Source organism: Candidatus Kryptoniota bacterium (assembly GCA_036567965.1).
Lineage (GTDB): Bacteria > Bacteroidota > Ignavibacteria > Kryptoniales > JAKASW01 > JAKASW01.
In genome coordinates this window covers 153,501-172,482 of record DATCTN010000027.1, presented here as the reverse complement: position 1 = coordinate 172,482, position 18,982 = coordinate 153,501, and the positions used below count along the sequence as shown (strand labels likewise).

Annotated in this window: 11 protein-coding genes; 7 read left to right on the top strand and 4 right to left on the bottom strand. The window is 46.6% G+C overall.

Features of this window, described 5'->3' with window-relative positions; genetic code table 11:
* Window positions 1–195, bottom strand: a 195-nt coding sequence (locus VIS48_13110) for a transposase (protein ID HEY9167088.1), incomplete at its 3' end; no start/stop codon positions are given.
* A gap of 361 nt (window positions 196–556) precedes the next feature.
* A complete protein-coding gene (locus VIS48_13105; protein ID HEY9167087.1) occupies window positions 557–3,343 on the bottom strand; it encodes a PQQ-binding-like beta-propeller repeat protein in 2,787 nt (928 codons plus the stop codon).
* 91 nt (window positions 3,344–3,434) lie between these two features.
* On the opposite strand from VIS48_13105, the gene VIS48_13100 reads away from it, so the two are divergent.
* The 7 genes from VIS48_13100 to VIS48_13070 all read left to right on the top strand — a co-directional run bounded on the left by VIS48_13100 (window position 3,435) and on the right by VIS48_13070 (window position 9,986).
* Window positions 3,435–4,520: a site-specific integrase gene (locus tag VIS48_13100; protein HEY9167086.1), complete on the top strand. Its 1,086-nt coding sequence runs from the start codon at window positions 3,435–3,437 to the stop codon at window positions 4,518–4,520.
* Between the two features lie 168 nt (window positions 4,521–4,688).
* Entirely contained in the window at window positions 4,689–5,288 is a 600-nt protein-coding gene (locus VIS48_13095; protein HEY9167085.1) for a hypothetical protein, read from the top strand.
* Window positions 5,289–5,325: 37 nt separating this feature from the next.
* Complete coding sequence (locus tag VIS48_13090) at window positions 5,326–5,682, top strand: nucleotide-binding protein (GenBank protein ID HEY9167084.1); 357 nt, start codon at window positions 5,326–5,328, stop codon at window positions 5,680–5,682.
* Between the two features lie 819 nt (window positions 5,683–6,501).
* Window positions 6,502–6,870, top strand: coding sequence for a hypothetical protein (locus tag VIS48_13085; protein HEY9167083.1), 369 nt, complete (start codon window positions 6,502–6,504; stop codon window positions 6,868–6,870).
* Window positions 6,871–6,939: 69 nt separating this feature from the next.
* Window positions 6,940–7,863, top strand: a complete 924-nt coding sequence (locus VIS48_13080; GenBank protein HEY9167082.1) for a hypothetical protein — start codon at window positions 6,940–6,942, stop codon at window positions 7,861–7,863.
* A gap of 208 nt (window positions 7,864–8,071) precedes the next feature.
* On the top strand, window positions 8,072–8,575 hold the full coding sequence (locus VIS48_13075; GenBank protein HEY9167081.1) for an HNH endonuclease signature motif containing protein: 504 nt from the start codon (window positions 8,072–8,074) through the stop codon (window positions 8,573–8,575).
* 244 nt (window positions 8,576–8,819) lie between these two features.
* Window positions 8,820–9,986: a site-specific integrase gene (locus VIS48_13070; protein HEY9167080.1), complete on the top strand. Its 1,167-nt coding sequence runs from the start codon at window positions 8,820–8,822 to the stop codon at window positions 9,984–9,986.
* Window positions 9,987–10,656: 670 nt separating this feature from the next.
* On the opposite strand, the gene VIS48_13065 is transcribed toward VIS48_13070, so the two are convergent.
* Window positions 10,657–11,091: a hypothetical protein gene (locus tag VIS48_13065; GenBank protein HEY9167079.1), complete on the bottom strand. Its 435-nt coding sequence runs from the start codon at window positions 11,089–11,091 to the stop codon at window positions 10,657–10,659.
* Between the two features lie 316 nt (window positions 11,092–11,407).
* Window positions 11,408–18,814, bottom strand: coding sequence for an FG-GAP-like repeat-containing protein (locus tag VIS48_13060; GenBank protein ID HEY9167078.1), 7,407 nt, complete (start codon window positions 18,812–18,814; stop codon window positions 11,408–11,410).
* Window positions 18,815–18,982: the final 168 nt, after the last annotated feature.

The following is an 18,982-nucleotide window of genomic DNA, read 5'->3' as shown; positions in this document are numbered from 1 at the left end:
CAGCCGTCGGTTCTCTTCCTCGAGCTGTTTCAACCGCCGGACCTCGTTGATCCCCATCCCTGCATACTCCTTCTTCCAACGGTAGAACGTTGGCTCGCTCACTCCCATCTTCCGGATCACTTCAGCCACCGGTGTTCCTGCATCAGCCTGCCGGAGGGCAAAGACGATCTGCTGTTCGCTGAATCGTTTCTTCATGTCCTGTGGTCTCCATTCTGCTCGTGAAAATTTACTCATTTCTTCTCACTCAAAATGGACCAAGATACGGGGGGCATAACCAGGCATTGGCTACTTGACGAGGATAGTGATAATAAGCTTCCCGTGTTGGAGGCCTGGAAGGTGCTGTTGAATCCAAGATCTGCTGGTCTCTTTCAGCCCGAAAAAGTTTTCGCGCGCCCTTCTGTTTTCAAACAAAAAACGGGAAAACGATTTCCCGAAATTTGTACCGCAATCGACTTACCGGTGGTAGGGAAAAAATGATTCCAAGACGCTCGGTAACGAAAAGTCCCGCCACGAGTTCTCTGAACGGGACCTGAATCGACATAAGTGCCCAAGGGGACTATTTAATCAGAACCATTTTCTTGACCTGAGTGAAATTCCCCGCTTGAAGTCTATAGAAATAGACCCCGCTTGACAACTTCTCCGTCCTGAGGATTGCCTTGAATTCTCCTTGGGGTCTGATTTCATCCACTAGCGTTTCAACTCGTCTGCCCAAGACATCGTAAATCTCAAGTAGCACATGTGATTGTTTTGGAATGTCGTACTTGATTGTAGTCCAGGGATTAAATGGATTCGGATAATTGGCATAGAGCGCAAACGAGGTCGGAATAACTGAGCCAGTATCTGAATTAACATTCCGATATATTTGTGTTCCTGTTCGCTGATTATTTCCCTGGAACGTACCCCACACGGCCACGCTGACAGTTGATACATGAAATGCTCGGGACTTATAGCCTATGTCGTTGTCATAGAAAGCAATGACGCTTCGGGGACCTGCGCCGGCGTAAATCATCCCTTCACTATAAAGTAGAGGACCTCGCACTCCCAGATTGTCCGTGGTATCTGAAAAGAACCAGTTTACGCTCCCACTGTCGCTCAGACAATAGAGTGACCCAGCATCATCGTCAAGGTAAATCCTACCAGCATCGGACAAAGCTGCAGTATAGCGAATCGAGCCGCTTGCCTTGAAGCTCCAAGCGATGTTTTCCGAAGACAGATTGACTGCGTACAGGTTCGAGTCTGTTGAACCGATGTAGAGTATTCCTTGTCCATCGATAACCGGTGCGGCAACGAGTTGTCCACCAAGGTGAAGCCCCCATAATTCGGAGGCCGATTTTCCTCGAGCCATAGATATCGCATAGAGGTTACCATTAGCTGTCCCCACATAAAATTTCCCGGAGTCGTCAACGGCAGGAGACGTGGGCAAAGTATCCGGAAGCGAAAGATACCAGGTAGGTGAAGCCGGTCTGTCGGTTGCTTCAAGGTCAACTCCGTATACTGTGCCGTTTGTTGTCGGGAAGAAAAGCTTCCTATCATTCGATATCACTGCTGAGTTCGTTATCGGAGAACCCGTGAAGAAATTCCACAATACGGCACCTGTCAAACGATTCACACCAAGAAAATTATTGTTAGACACGCCAATGTAGATTCTCTGCAGTGTCGAGTCGACAGTTGGAGTAGCTGAAGTGTTTCCTCCAAGTGGTAGTGCTGGCCAGACTGATGTTGCATTCTTAGAGAATGCGTAAAGATTGTTGTCTGAAGACGAAATATAGACTGTGGAATCGTATGCAATCGAACATGATGAACCGCTACTGCCTGCAACTTGCAGCTTGTAGATCGTCGTCTCGTTGCTGTCAAGTCGATACACTGCATCACCAGTAGAGATGCAATACGATACGTTGTTGCCAACCATACTCAGCCCAGAAGTTACAGGTCCACCGAGCGCTCTCACGTATGCTGCCCGGTTCACGAGTGCCACGGATGAATCTATTGCATTTTGGTTGTCGACTACGACTAAAGTTACTCTGCTTGTTCCGGGCCCAAAATCATATGTAAGCGAGGGTAGACTACCGACTCTGGCGTAATTCACATACCACAACGTTGAGTCGATCGTTCCGTCTGGATCATGACTCCCTGAACTCGAAAACGTCAGAGAGCTTGTTAAGTCACGACCGGTACTCAACAGGCTGACATTGCTCAACGAAGCAGGTACCGGAGGTGCGTTAAACGGCGTTGAACTTACTTCATTGCTGAAGCCGCTTTCTCCATATAAGCTGTCAACTGCCGTCAACTTATAATAATAGGTCGTCCCGTTCGTTAGCCCTGAATCAACAATGGATGTTGTGGCACAACTGTCGTGAAGTAGTGTGACAGCCGGAGTGGTACCCCGGTATATCTTGTACCTTACCAGATGTTCAGCGGTGCTGGCATCCCAGTAGAGAGTGATCCACATATTGCCCGAACTAATAGTGGGATTCGTAGGTGGAGCAACGAACGTAACGAAGGTCCAATATGGACAGAAGGAACTCTTGCCAGCGACATTAATTGATCGAACACGCCAATAGTAACGAACGGCAGACAAAAGACTCATTTGCATAGAAGTCGAGCCTGTTATCGAGTCAAACACTATACTTGTGAATCCCGTATCCGTCGCGATTTGTAATTCATAAAGGTCCGCAAGTGAAACATGCGACCAGGAAAAACTAACTGTGGTGGATGTGGTCGTTGACAAATTTGAAGGCAAAACCAGCGACGGGCTTCCTGCCAAAGGAGGCGTTGTTGTTGCAGCGGTCCTGTACACGATTGACGCACCCGAAGTATCACTTAGGGCAAATACGTATCCACTATCATTTACTGCCAATGAGGAGACACCGAAGCTCGACGTGGTCTGCACCCACGTCGTACCACCATCTGTGGATCGATACACGCCCGAGCCCCCAGCAAAGATGTTACCGTACGAGTTAACGGTGAGAACGTTATTGCCGGTAGGACCTGAGCTTTTTGTAATCCAAGTGTTGCCAAAATCGGTGGATTGATAGATTCCTAAAGAACCGCTTGCAAAGATACCATAATTCTTGTCTGCCACGATGCTTGTCACGTTATCAGATATTGAATCTGGACCTGTCGTCCAAGTATTTCCATCATTCGTCGAATGAAATATCAACCCACCATAGATTTCTAACAACACATAGAGATTTCCGCTCGAATCAACGGCAATTGACTGGATTCCTCTGTTTGGGAGACCCACGTCAGTCTCGTACCAACTTGCACCATTATCAGTGGAGGCAAATACACCGCTCTCATTTACGCTCGCAACAAAGATCTTGAAACTCCCTGCAAGCTGCAAAAAACCTCTGCAAAGTCAACCTTTCTAACCGGCTTGGCACCCACGTTGGCACTCTGATTCTCATTTTCACCTCAATGAAACGAGGTGAGTGATGTTCCTCTCAAAGATCGGCGGGGTTTATTACCTTTTCTTCAAGGACGAAAACAGGGCGCGGCACAAGTTATCTACCAGGTGCCGGAAGAAGCCGGATGCAATTGAATTCCTTCGAGACTTCAAGCGTGAAGAATATGAGACAAAGAAAAAGCTGGAGACGGTTCTGTTCTCCGAGTTCGTGAACCAGTATGCTGCCTATGCTTCGAGCGTCCACACAGCAAAGACTCTCACGACCTACCAGACCGCATTTCGGGAGTTCCTAAGAGTTGAAGGTGATTGTCTTCTGAACACAATTGGAATTCGAGAGATTGAACATTTTCTCAGCGTCAAGAAGCTGGAAGCTTCCGAGTGGACGGCGAGGAAATACTACATTGCCCTTGCCTCAGCGTTCGAGAAGGCTGTTCAGTGGCATTTCGTCTCAGCAAATCCCTTCCGGGGAGTCTCAAAGCCAAAGGTGAGGGAAATTCTTCCTGTGTTCTTCACGGAATCCGATTTCAGGCTGTTCCTCTCAGCCAACAAGGACAAGGACTTTGCTGAGTTGTGCATCACAGCACTTCTCACGGGTCTCAGACTTGGTGAGCTGCTTTCCCTTCGCTGGACTGATTTAGATTTTGCAGCCAAAACCGTCCTTATTCAAAACAGCGAGTCGTTTACAACGAAGAGCAAGCGTTCTCGTGTTGTGCCTATGAGCGAAGAACTTTCAGGGATGCTGTTGGAACGGAGGGACAACATTCGTTCGGAATCTGAGTTTGTGTTCTCGGATCGTTATGGTAGGAAACTCAAAGCAAGCACAATCGAGCACAGGTTCAAACACTGCGTGCGGCGTGCTAGACTCAATGACAACCTGCATTTTCATTCCCTTCGACACTCGTTTGCTTCTGCCCTGGTTATGTCCGGTGTGTCGCTTTACGCGGTTCAGAAGCTACTTGGACATTCACAGAGCAAGACAACCGAAATTTACTCTCACCTTCTTCCTCAGCAGCTGCATTCGGAAATCAACAAGGGACTGCACGGGTTCGGCATTTTGGAGGGAGCTTCTGATCGGGGAGAACCTGATCGGAAGGCGACAAATCCATCGAATTGAAGGGAACCATTGGAATTTCACAAGTCCACAGAGTAGAATACAACCGGCGAAAAACTTATGAGTATTGCTGAACGTTTTTACAGACCCCCATCGTTCGCCGATTCACGGGCGAGACGGACAGCACGCTTCGCAAATGGTAGGGCTTTTTGTCTAAAGAGGAGGTAACACATGGTATTTAAGGTTGAGGAGCAGACAAAAGGAATATTGAGAATTGGTTTGGACGCAAACGAGCTTAGTGGTTTGATTATTACGACTGGCCTTCTTTCATTTTTTGCAACCTTTCTCCTAATATTCCTCTCAGCGATTCCTTTTGTGTTAATTGAGTTTCTGCTAAATCTGGTTGGATTGGATACCAAATTCATAAATGAGCGGAACTGGTTCACGGTTTCCCTTCAGTTCGTTATCCTTTTTGTAATCAGTGAAATGATAGTAAGCAAGAATCTGAAGGAACTATCTGGAGCCGCGTTGGTCATCGGAGGGGCAGTTGCAGCTTTGGCACTTGATATTGTTAGCGGGGCGACCCGATTTGGATACGGACTCTTCCATAATTCACAATCTGGCTCTGAGTTGACATATTCGGATGGAATATTGCTTGCATCCGCGTTCTTCATCATGTGTCTTGATATTCTTTACCTGTCGGCCCTCAACGGTGACATGGTTTCATTCTATCACTTGAGGGAGAGAAGACTCCTTTCGGATTGGGAGTGGTTTCCCGACAAGAAGGCCCCTGCAAAGCGACATCCAAATAAGCGAATGGCAAAGCCGTGAGTCCATTTACTAACGTAACTAATTTCATGGAGAGACAATGAGAAGAACCATCTTACTCGGCCTTGGACTTTTTCTAATAACAACAACACTTGCAAATGCTCAGAAGAAATACTCAGCGGCAGAAGCTGGAGACCACGTCGGAGAATATGTAACAGTAGTCGGGAAGGTTTACCAGCTCTATGAATCTCGCAAGGGCACAATCTTTCTTGACATAGGTGGAAAGTATCCGAACAACCCTTTTACTGGAGTTATCTTCGCAAAAGACGCAGGTAACTTCAGCAACATTCAACAGTACGAAGGAAAGCTTGTCGAGATTACTGGAAAGATTCGGACGTACCAAGGGACGGCGGAGATAATCTTGAATGACCCCGATCAAATTAAGACAACCAAGTAAAGAAAGAATGTCATAATAAATCAACTGGCAAGTCTTCCGGTTGGAGACCCCGCCACAAACACACACCCTCCTTCTTGTGTTCAGGTCACTTAAACCATTTAAGTGAACCGAGGGAATCCACTTTAACATATTTAAGGGACTCAAGAACGTTGGATGATCTTGGTCGAAATTGAAGATCAAGTTAGTGAGAACTTGACAAAAGATACACGGTTCGTTTTCAACAGATGGGTCTCGCAGTAGGTAGGGGAACCATAGGGGTCTCAAGAACGTGCTTTTCAGCCGTTTTAGAGTCTAAAGAATGTCAATGAGGCCTCGCTCCCATCATCCGCATATATCATAGCAGGGTTTCAGGAACGTTTCCTTTTCCAAACCTACCGGATGACAGAAGCGAAGAGACCGACAACCTTTTCTAAAGCTCACACGCCAAGGACATGTTACCAAGACTTAATCGTTGCTGCCTCAGAGCTTCTTGACGTGATTTTCTCCATTAAGACGAAGGAAGATTACGACCATGGACTTAACTCGCTTAAGCGAGCCAAGTTTTTTTTCGTCATTGGGATAGACTAAATTTTTGAAAGATGGAGCTTGCTCATACACTGTTCAAAACAATTTATCCCTCTTTCTTTCTCCCAGATGCAGAGGCACTTGGACGACCTCGGGCAAGCAAGATAGCGGTTTCTTGGTTGGGAAACTCAACCAAAAATCAGTCATCCAAACAACTTGAACAGGTAGGCATACTTTGCATTCGATTTGACAATGGCAGACCACATAAATTGTCAGCAACCCAAATGAACATATCGCCAGAAAAAAGAGGTAACTATGTATAGTTTCAATATTTACAAGAAGCCAACTGGAGAAATCAAGGCTGTAAAGAAAGGTTGGAGCCTGAACGCTTGTTTCTTTGGGCCAATTTGGGCATTTATGAAAGGACTTTACGGCCTTGGAGCAGTGATTTTGCTGCCCTACCTTTGGGTTCCATTTCGATATTATGCTTTGAGTCAGTACTCATACGAATTCCATCAGACTCCCGCCCTTTTGACCTATCTCTGGGCAGTGTTAGCGATCTGGCTCGGCGTCAAAGGCAACAGACTTTGGGAGAACGGTCTTAAGAAGAAAGGATATGAGTTTATGGGCACCGTGAACGCCGTGACACCGGAAAGTGCAATTGCGTTATTCTCAAAGCGATGACAAGGGATTTTCTTGCCACGATTGCAGTTGCACTCGTACCATGACGGAACTCTCGTCGGAATCCAAAAGATGAAAGAGAATACGAGATCAAAGGGGAACAAAGGAGGGGAGCTTAGCGGAACGCGGCTTGATGAGAAAGATAATTTGATAGCTCAGATCAAGGAACGCATTCCTGAGGAAACAAGAAAACGCGTTGAATTAACTCACGAGTCAAGTCGCGGATGGATTTTATTGAGGAATAGCGCCACGCAAGACTTGAAGATAATTGCGAACTTACCACAGAGAGAGTTCGCCGATTGGATTAAGTCCATTGAGATTGAAATTGCGAATGAAATCAAGAGAGAAGAAGCATACACAGAAGGGACTCTATACCGGATAGCGGAGCGAGAATTGGACAAAATCAATGCGCCTGAACATATCACTTCGGGGACGAAAAGATTGGGGGATGACGAGCTCTGTCAAGCGCTCACCGTATCCGAAAAACTCAAAGGTTTGTATATTTCAAAGAGGCTCGAAAACAATCACTTGAAGGTGTCTGTCCAGATCGGCGCCGGATTTGACGAATATGACGTAACAGCTTGCCTTGAGGTTTGGAAAACAAGAGAAGCCCAATGGACAGATCAATTAGATTTGCTGATTTATTATCCTGAACAAAACAAAGCGTCGATTGAGGAATCTAAACAGCAAAAAGACCTGTGCACAGAGAAAGTACGTCTGTTCCAAGAAATTATCATGGTCGAACGCGCAGGTTTGCCGATAGATAAATATTGGGAAGGAAAATATCAGGAACCAATGCAAGAGGTGAGAAAGAAGAAAGGGAAGAACGAATCTGACAAGGTCAAACGTCAAGTTGAAAAACTGCAAAAGAAGTTTCCCGATAAGAGTAAGGATGAACTGTTCCATCAAGCCGCTGAGGATTCCGGCAAAAGTTATGAAGCTATCAAAAGGAGTTATTACTATAAACGAAAAAAAGTTACAAAAAGAGTTACGTGACAGTAGTGTAACGTAGCATCAATTTTGATTCTCGTTTGGTAAGCTGAGTAAGAAATGAAAAGCTACCACGACTATATCAGCTCACCACCACATGAAAAGCCGGTTGTTCTCTCAATCGGCTTTTTCCTTTTCAGGAAAATACTATCGCCTGTGTGAGTGTGTGAACCCGAAGGAACCAAAGGAGAATGGAACTAACCCTGTGCCGAGAATGAACGGAAGGAATCGAAAGAAGTGGTATCAATTTCTTGCAGCTCGTGACAGCGAATTCTGCGCTTGGTGTGGCAAGGCCGGTTCTGTCAAGACTCTCATCATTGACCATATTGACAACAACAACAGGAACAATGATCCTGAGAACTACCAGTTACTTTGCCGAAGCTGCAACACTAAGAAGAATCCACGGAGAAAGTCAAAGCCGAAGACTGAAAGCGTGGAAATCAGTGAGCCACTTTCAAGCAAGGAACTGATTAAGAACGAAAAATGCGAACCGATATTCCGAACCTGGATTGAAACACAGGCATTGAGATGGAGACGGTTAGAGTTGAAAGATGCGATAAACTCAGGTGCTGAGGTGGCCGGAATAAGTCCGGCAACTGCTGAACGGTATCTCAACAAAATGTGCAGCAGCGCCGGAAAATTCCGCGTCGTTATGGTTGACGGCGTGAAATTTGTTGAACTCAAAGACTGCTGGAACGCGGATGGATGTCGAACATGAATAAACTATCGCCTCTTAAGTCCATCCGTTTGAAGTGTCTCGACTGTTCCAACGGCAGCGCAAGCGAAGTGAGAAACTGCGTTATCACAAATTGCCCGCTCTATGAATTTCGGCTCGGAAAGAACCCAAACAGGCGAGGCATAGGTAATCACACAAAGTTTGTTGAGAAATCACGCCGTGAGATCCAGACTGAAACACAGAGAATTGATTCTAATTGCGGTCGAGGAGATGCGAAGTAAAGTCAATGGCTGAATGTCTCAACATCCCGACAGCGCTGCTGCAAGATAAACGGCTGTCGCTGAGTGATATTCGCGTTTATGCAGCCCTCTCGCAACGAGCAGACGAAGGGCACAAGTGTTCCACCACTCGCAAAGAAATTGAGCAAATGTCCGGCGTGCAGCGAGTATCCAGACACACTCAGAATCTTTCCCGCTTAGGACACATTCGAATCGACAAAGCAGGAGAAGGGAACAAAAACACTTACATACTCTTGGAAGGATTAGACGAAATGAAACCGCCCGAGAAAATTACGATCAAACAGTTTCAGGAACAGTTCATTGAATATTCTTCAGGTGCTCACACCAATAAGACACGTAAGACCTATGAGACAGCGTTTCGGGAATTTGTTCGAGTTGAAGGTGATCGCAGCATGGACTCATTCAGCGTTAGGGAAGTTGAACATTTTCTCAGCGTCAAAAAGGTGGAAGCATCGGAATGGACTTCACGAAAATACTACATTGCCCTTCGCTCAGCGTTTGAAAAAGCCGCTCAGTGGAATCTTATCAAAGAGAACCCTTTCCGCAAGGCAAAGAAGCCAAGACCACCGGAAGCGATACCGGCATTCTTCAATGAAAAGGAATTAAGGCTGTTCGTCTCTGTCATTGAGAATAGAGACTTTCGGGAGCTTTGCATAACAGCAGTCCTCACAGGTCTCAGGCTCGGGGAGCTGCTTTCCCTTAGCTGGAAGGACATAGATTTTGATTCCAAGGTGATTCTGATTCAGAACAGCAAGGCCTTCACAACCAAAAGTAAACGATCCCGTGCAGTCCCTATGAGTGATGACCTATGTCAAATGTTGATAGAACGTAAACGCAATCTCCGGAATGAAGCCGAAACCGTGTTCCATGATGCAAAAGGAAAGCAGTTGAAAGAAGGGACAGCATCACAGCGGTTCAAACGATACGTCCGGCGTGCCGGTCTCAATGACAAATTGCATTTCCATTCACTTAGGCACTCGTTCGCGTCTGCCCTGGTTATGTCCGGCGTGTCATTGTACGCGGTTCAGAAGCTACTTGGACATTCGCACAGCGAGACAACTGAAATCTATTCTCACTTATCCCCTCAGCAGCTTCACAAAGAAGTAAATGGATTAGCTGCAAGATTCAGAATTCAACGCGAGCAAGAGAATTGATCCTGATGCGATTGTTTCCGGCTCACAGAGTGTTCGCTGAGAGACACCCTGAAGAATCCCTTCTTCACAGTCTAATCGCCTCACGGCGCGTTCTTCTCATTCAAAGGATATGATTCAGGGAACTGAAAAGCTGTCAAGATAGCGCTTGAAAAGGTACTCCCACAGCCCTTTCGAGCGGGTACCAGGGGCGCTAAAGCGGTGTGTATACGAACCCGAAAAAGCTGAGTTCAGTTCGGTTTCACGGGGAAAGAAATATCGAAAATGCACGGGAATTGAAGAAATGGATGAATGCAAACCGGACTGACACTGTACCATGATACAGCGGATTTAGGTTCTTTCCCGTTGATTGAGAGCGGATGCGAAACGACCGCTATGAGCCTCCAGGTATTACTTGGAAAAATGGGAGTTCGGTTCGCATTATTGCATGAAGTGGCCTTCTTTTGTATTTTGTCCGTGCAATAGAATTCATTCGAAACTTCCGATTCTCAAAAGATTTTCTAACAGTTCCCCTTCAGTGAATTGCACGGCATCGGAAGTGCCGGAATGACACTCCTGGGGAATTGTTCTTTGTGAAGTGAGAATCAGTCGGCGTCATGCTTGGCACTGAACTTGGCACTCAAGTTGGCACCATGAAGGCCTAACTTGGCACTTTCGATGTTCCTTCCGAAAATCAAAACAGCGAAAGCGAAGAGAATTCCGATGGAGGGTTGGCAGAATCGGCTAATGCACCGGTCTTGAAACCCCCTGCAAGTTCCGGCTTGATGACAAGCCTCCCTGGTTGGGTTCCTAACCCTGATTTTGAAATAGTCCAGGTCTTACCTTGGTCGGTTGAAACATACACTCCGCTGGGAGATGCGGCAAAGACGTATGAACCGGCCACCGCGAGATCTTCCCCACTTATACCGACCGCCGACCAGCTCGACCCCCAATCTGTTGAACGAATGATTCCGTTCCATGGGTTTACAACAAAAAGATTTGACCCGCCGCAAACGAGCTTGAGCCCGTATTCAACCTTATTTATTCGAATCCATTGTCCAACCAATGGATTAATCCATACGAACAACATTGACAGCGCCACCGTGATAACGCGGAACAAATTCTTCATTTTATCCCCTTTAATTATTATCGAACAACACACTGACAATCTCATAGAGTGTACTTGCCCGTTCATTCTGTTTGGGGAATTCCCGCTCGAATCCATCTTCCCCTGAAAATGGACTTTCCCAGTGAACAGTATCACGGCTCAATCTATTCATGACCTGTCCCCAGTTCATGTATCAATGATAAGTTAGTGTTCTTGTCAAGCATTGGCAACCTGACGAGGGTTGAAGTTAGTACAATAGCCCTCGTGCCTACGGGCCCACTGTGCTGCAGTGGTTCCACCCTTGCCCTCCCTATGTAGTCGCCGCAAAATCACAAAACTATTTCAGCAGGAGCATCTTTTTCACTTGCTTGAACGAGCCCGCAGATAGTCTATAAAAGTAAACACCAGTTGAAAGTCTTGTTCCGTCGAACGGGAATTCATAATAACCCGGTGAAATATTTCCATCTACTAGGGTCTCCACTTTTCTGCCTAACACATCATAGATCGTCAACAAAACGTGCTCGGCTTTTGGAACCTCGAATCGAATGACTGTGACCGGGTTGAACGGGTTCGGGTAATTCTGATACAGCATGAATCCCTTAGGTAAGAACGCAGCTAGCTTTGCATCAATAAACAACTTGCCGCCGATGAGAATCGAATAGTTCTTGAGCTTATTATATGCTGGAATCGAAATCTGTTCTGAGTCCTTCAGATTGTACGATCTGAGAAGGTCTTTGTCTATAAGATAAACTTCATATTGGCTGAGTCCGAGTCCGATCTTAGGCATCAAATTGAGACTCTTGCCCGTCTTATTTGTGACATAGAAGTCAAACTGCTGACCCGCGCCGATCGTATCCCGATAGTCTCTTACAAGTTCTTTCCATCCGGCAGGAATCGTTGAATCGACGACACAGATTCTCGCCCTCTGAAACTCACCAGGTGGAGCGAACATATTCGCGTCATCAAAAGCTGTTGAGGATCTTACGCCGACTGTTATCGAAGTCTGGCTCTTGTTGCTTTCACAGATTGCTAAAGTAACACTCTGCCCCTTTGGGTCTGCCGGTTTTGACGCCGCAGCGACGGACGATGAATAGACATAAGGTATTCGAAGCTGCGAACCGGCTGTGTCATTGTAAAAATAATAACCCTGATAAGGTTCCATCGTGTCCGGTTGAGAATAAGAGCCGTTCGAGAAAGCGTAGATTGGCTGACTAGTTCCGTTCATAGCTTGGACCGACGACCAACTGACGCTCTTTTCGAATGGATCTGAAATGAGATTCCAACCGCTGTGGATGCTGATGGGATGACTATCTGCCGTATCAATTAAAACCGTGGAAGCATTCTGCGAGACCGAAAATGAATTTCTGCTTAATATCCAGAACGCCCGCCCTGGCTCAAAATTGAATGCAGAAGTACCATTATACTCGACGTAATAGTTCTGGTTGGCACCATTGTTATAGTAAGCTTTCCAGTCAGGACCTTCCTTCCCCGACATGAGATTGCCAATGGGAATATCCGTGATTCCCGGCAGACCAATGATCTGATAGCTTGAAGAATCCATCGTGGTTGGAGGATTGTATTTAGTTGAAACCTGGATTGAAGCCGGATAACTAAATGTCGTGAAGATCGCCATTTTTGACCAGCCACTTGATCCGTTAGAGTCACTCGCCTGGACATGCCAGTAGTAAGTTGTGCCCTGAAAGAGACCTGTTACTTCTTGTGAAGTCGCTGTCAGGTTTGATCTGTCAAAGTCAGTACTTGCAAACAATGAATCCTTGGATACCTGCAATTCATAACTTGTTGAACCTCCAGAAACGTTCCACTTCAGGATCGGGTGAGTAGATACTCCGGTGGAACCGTCTGTTGGACTGACAAGCGTGGGTGCAGGCCGTATCAGTGTCAGGAGAGACGAGATACTTGCACGATAAATTCCGCTTTCATCGGTACCGACAAAAACATCGCCGGAAGAATTGATAGTTATTGATTGAACAACGCTCTTCGTCAAACCACTTTTTACTCGTGTCCAACTCGCACCGTTGTTTGTTGAAAGATATACTCGACCCCTATCCGTTCCGGCAAAAATGTAGCCATTGGAACTGATGGCTAATGACCAAACACTGCCATACGCCAATCCATTAACTATCTGTGTCCAACTTGCGCCATTGCTCTTGGAAAGATACACACCACCACTGTCCGTTCCCGCAAAAATGTATCCTGAGGGATTGATGGCCAATGACAAAACATTCTTGCTGGTTAATCCGTTGTTTACTTCAGTCCAGTTGGACCCGCTGTTCGTTGAAAGATAAATACCATTGGGATTTCCATAGATTGTTCCCGCAAAAATGTATCCAGAGGAATTGATGGCAAGAGCCCAAACATTGCTATTCGTCAATCCTGTATTTATCTGCGTCCAACTTGCCCCGCCGTCGCTTGAAAGATGTACCCCACTGCCATAACTCCCTGCGAAAATGTAGCCAGACGGGTTGATGGCTATTGACGAAACTTCAAGGCGGCCAATCCAACCGGTTATCTCCTCCGTCCAACTTGCACCATTGTCTGTTGAAAGATACATGCCTTGACCGACTGTTCCAGAAAAAATATAGCCAGCGGAATTGACGGCCAGCGATGAAAAATTACCACTTTGAAATGCGGTCGGCGTCCACTTTGTCCCGTTGTTTGTTGAAAGACATATACCACCACCATAAGTTCCAGCGAAAATGTAGCCAGAAGAGTTGATGGCTAATGATGAAACATCATTGTTCGTCAAGCCATCATTTATTTGTGTCCAAAAGGTCTGAGTCGCAGTTGTGAAGCTCCACACATCTGACCATCCGCTCGTCCCCGCGGAGTCAGTCGCATTCAATCGCCAAAAGTAATTCGTCTGTGGTGACAAGCCATTGACAACGACAAAAGTATCTACAACCGTGGTGTCAGCAAATACACTTGCATCGAATGCCGAGTCCAACGAGACTTGTAACCTGTAAGAGAGCTCCGTCTGGTCGACTTTGAAGAACCTTCCTGCCTCTCTTAAAGCTGCTCGCTCAGGAACCCTCACTGTGTGGCTCGTAGCAACCAAAGGAGCATTCCACGTAAATGTAGGATTGGTTGAAACACCTGTTTGACCGTTCACAGGGCTGACTAGAACAGGCACCGAGGGAGGTTGTTGGGCGGCAGCAGTCGTGAAGCTCCAGATCTTCGACCATGCGCTGGTTCCTGCCGAGTCAGTTACATTCACTCGCCAGTAATATTTTGTTGAAAACGACAAGCTGCTCAATATCATGGAAGTAATCGTCAAGTTGCTCGTGTCATACTTCATCGTGGCAAAAGTAGAATCTGTTGATATCTGAAGCCCATAACTCAATACTCCAACAGAGGCAGCCCATGACAAAGTCAGATTGGTCGAAGTTCCGATTGAACCGTTAGGTGGACTCGAAAGGGCTGGCGCTGGCGGCGGCGTAGTAGACGAGATATCCGCACGATAAATCCCGCTACCATTCGTTCCGGCGAAGATATAGCCCAAGTAATTAATGGCTAATGACTGAACAACGCTATTCGTCAATCCATTATTTACCTGGGTCCAACTCATCCCATTGTTCGTCGAAAGGTATACACCTCCACCATTCGTTCCGGCAAAGATGTTGCCGGAGGAACTTACGGCCAATGAGAAGATATTACTACTCGGCAAGCCATTACTTACCTGTGTCCAACTCGTCCCGTTGTTCGTCGAAAGATATACGCCTAGCTGTGTCGTTCCGGCAAAAATGTAGCCGGCCGAATTTATGGCCAATGAAAAAACCCTGTTGGTGCTCCCCAAGCCATTACTTACTTGTGTCCAACTCGTTCCGTTATTTGTTGAAAGAAATGCTCCACTGACCGTTCCAGCAAAAATATAACCGGCCGAATTTATGGCCAATGACCCAACATATCCATCCGTCAATCCATTATTTATTTGCGTCCAGCTTGTCCCGTTGTTCGTCGAAAGATATACACCTGCACCATACGTCCCGGCAAAAATGTATCCGGAGGAATTTATAGCCAATGAATAAGCACCGCCGTTACTCACTCCATTACTTACTTGCGTCCAACTTGCCCCGCGGTTTGTGGAAAGATATATTCCTCCATAGTACACTCCGGCAAAAATATCGCCGGAAGAGTTGAGGGCGAACGAGGAGATATATCCAAGCGCCTGCAAACCGTTATTTTTTTGTACCCAACTCGTTCCATTGTCAGTTGAAATGTACACTCCTCCACTGTCAGTACCAGCAAAGATGTACCCCGAGGAATCAATCGCAAATGAAAAGACTAATCGTGTCTGACCACTCGTTAAACCATTATTTATTTGAGTCCAAGTGACGTACTCTGTGGTCGTAAAACTCCATGTCGCTGACCATCCGCTCGTTACTGTTGCGGAGTCAGCATTCACCCGCCAGTAATACTTCGTCTGATGTGCCAACCCGCTGATACTTTTTGATGTGGTATCCAATCCGCTCACGTCACAAGTTGTCGTGGCGAATGTCGAATCGGTTGAAACCTGTAATCTGTAAGCCGTTGCTCCAGTCGAAGCATTCCAGGTAAGCGTGGGATTGATCGAAACTCCTGTCGAACCATTGGCCGGGATTGCAAGCGTAGGTGCGGAAAGTGAACCTGAAATCGCATTCCTGAAGACCGAAAAACTGCTGCTCTGCCAGTCAGTAACAATGAGGTCGGGCTTGCCGTCGCCATCCACGTCGCAGATGTCAACCCAGACGGGATATGTCCCCGTAGCGAAGTCAACCCTGGGAGCAAATAAGTTTGTAGTAATAGAACCGGAAACGCTTGTATTCTTGAAAACGGAGACAGTATTGCTAAGATTGCTTGTAACAGCGAGATCAGGTTTGCCATCTCCATTCAGATCGTTTATTGCAATGCCTGTCGGGTCCGAGCCCGTCGTGAAGTCAACCTTTGGCGAAAAGGTCACTGTGCCGGGGCTGCTTGTGTTCCTGAATATAGATACTGTATTGCTGCTCCAGTTTGTAACAACCAAGTCCGGCTTACCATCTCCATCCACGTCGCATACAGCAACACCGTTTGGATACGTCCCGGTTGTGAAGTCAACTTTAGGCGCAAATGAAATGCTTCCAGGAATGCTCGTGTTCCTAAATACCGAGACAGTATTGCTGAGATTGTTTGTAAGAATTAAGTCTGGCTTGCCGTCTCCATCTACATCATTTATGGTAACCCATGATGGCTCCGATCCTGTCGTGAAGTCAACTCTAGGGGCAAATGAAATGTTACCGGAAATGCTTGTGTTCCTGAATACCGATACTGAATCGCTTGCAACGTTTGTAACAACTAGCTCGGGTTTGCCATCTCCGTCCAAGTCTTCCACTGCAACCCCAATAGGAACCGAAGCGGTAGTGAAGTCAACTCTAGGAGCAAATGAAATGCTTCCAGGAATGCTTGTGTTCCTGAATACCGATACTGTGTTGCTCGCATAATTTGTTATAACAAGATCAGGCTTCCCGTCTCCATCAACGTCTCGGATGGCAAGGCCACGTGGATCCGAACCTGTTGAGAAATCAAGTTTAGGAGCAAATGAAATGTTTCCTGGTGTGCTTATGTTTCGATATACTGAGATCGTATTGCTGCTAGTGTGGTGCGTAACCACAATGTCGGGTTTGCCATCTCCATCCAAATCACAGATTGAAATGATCTCTGAGGGTGATCCCGTCGTGAAACCGATGGCCGATGCGAAGGATGTCGTATCGATGACTTGTGAACCAGGAAAAGTGACACCAAAGGGAGCGGTCGTATATGCCGTTAAGCCGTTTACCGTCACAGAAATTGGTTGGTACGTCGCTCCGATTGGAACTGTCACTCCTAGTGAGGTTGGCGTTGCGGAGTTAACCGTTGCCCTCACCGCACCAAAACAGACTATGTCATTGTTTGCCGTTGGATCAAAATTTGAACCTGAAATAACTACGGTTGCCCCTATGGGCCCTGATGTCGGAGAAAACGAAGAAATTGTCAGAATACCTGTAGCAAAACTCCAAACACTCGACCAATAGCTTGTTCCCCCAACGTTGGATGCCTCCACCCTCCAATAATACTTAGTCAGAGACGATAATCCCTTTACAGTCTCAGAGGCTGTCGTGATTCCACTTGAATCGTAATCATTGACCATGAACGTAGAATCTGCCGATACCTGTAACCTGTAGGTTGTCGCTCCAAAAGAAGCAGCCCATGCAAACTTCAGATTTGTTGCTGTACCTGTCAAACCATTGACAGGTTCGATAAGGATCGGCGTAGGCAGCGATGAGACCGCGTTCTTGTATACGACGACAAGACTGTCGGTAGAATTTGTTATTGTAATTTCAGGCTTCCCATCACCGCTCAAATCGCCCAAGGCTATTGAGCTGGGGTTGCCCCCGATTGAATAGCTCACACCTGTTGTGAATGAAATGTTTCCCGCTGAGGAAGTGTTCCGATAAACCAACATCGTCCTGTCACCGCTGTTGACGGCAACAAGATCAGCCCGACCGTCACCATCTAAATCGCCAACTCCAAGCAGGAGTGGTTGCGAGCCTGCAACAAGATCGCCGCTTGATGAAAACGAGATGTTTCCTACAGTGCTTGTGTTCCTAAACACAGACACCGTATTGGTATTCATGTTTGGCACTGCAATATCTGGCCTACCGTCTCCGTCCATATCGGCCACTACAAGATCTATCAAATTGCTCTCGGTAGACAGGTCCCATTTAGCTGCGAATGAAATGCTACCGGGTGTGCTCATGTTTCTATAGATCGACACCGCTTTACTGCCGCCATTTGCTACTGCAAGGTCAGGTTTTCCGTCTCCATCAAGATCACTAATAGCGATCGATGCTGGTTGGCTTCCAGTAGGAAATGACACTGCTGGTGCAAACGTAATGTTCCCGGCAGAACTCGTATTACGATATACCATAAGGGAATCCGGAGGACCGGTTGTAACAACAAGGTCGGGTTTCCCGTCTCCGTCGATGTCTCCAATTGCGATACGAGATGGATTTATAGCGATCGGGAAATCCAGCCTTGCAGCAAAAGAGATAGTACCACTTACACTGGTGTTTCGGTAGACGGAGATAGTTCTACTTAAATTATTCACAACCGCGACATCGGGTTTGCCGTCCCCATCTAAATCTGCCACAGCAAGCCCTTCTGGCAGTGTACCAGTAGATGAATCTATCTCCACTGCAAAAGACGTGTTGCCGCTCCATGTGGTGTTAGGGTAAAATGAGATAACTCCACTTGAATTACTCACCAAAAGAAGATCGGGCCTACCGTCCCCGTCCAAGTCTGAGATGTTCACAACGGCGGGCGTCTTTCGCGTGGGCAAGTCGAGTGTAGGCAAAAAGCTGAAAGCATCAATTGAATCAGTATTTTCAAACGTAACGTCGAATGGCAAATTGGCGTCGGCAGTTAGATTTGTAGCCAGGTTTGTAACTGAAATTGGACCGTAAGTTGCTCCTGCGGGCACGCTTATCGACAACGAAGTTGAGCTTGCGCTGGTAACAATTGCACGAACTGCGCCGACATAGACAACGTTGTTGCTTGCAGTTGAGTTAAAGTTTGTCCCAGAAATCGTTACGTTTGTACCGATCGGTCCTGATTTTGGCGAGAACGATGCAAACGTTGGTGCTTGAGCGATTGCAACGTGTCCAAGAAACAAGACGAGGACGAGCGCCTGAAGAGTTCGCGATAAGTAAACTCCGAATTTTACAACCATATTGGAGCCCAAACCTTTCTCAAACCATTCTCTGTCAACTGCATTGCTCGAGATTTATCCTGGTAGAAGTTGACCTCCCTTTCTGTTCGCGCAGTAGTCTTCATTGTTAGTTGAGTCCAACCTACCTCGAATGGCATTTTCATTGAGATTCGATCAATGCCTGCCAGT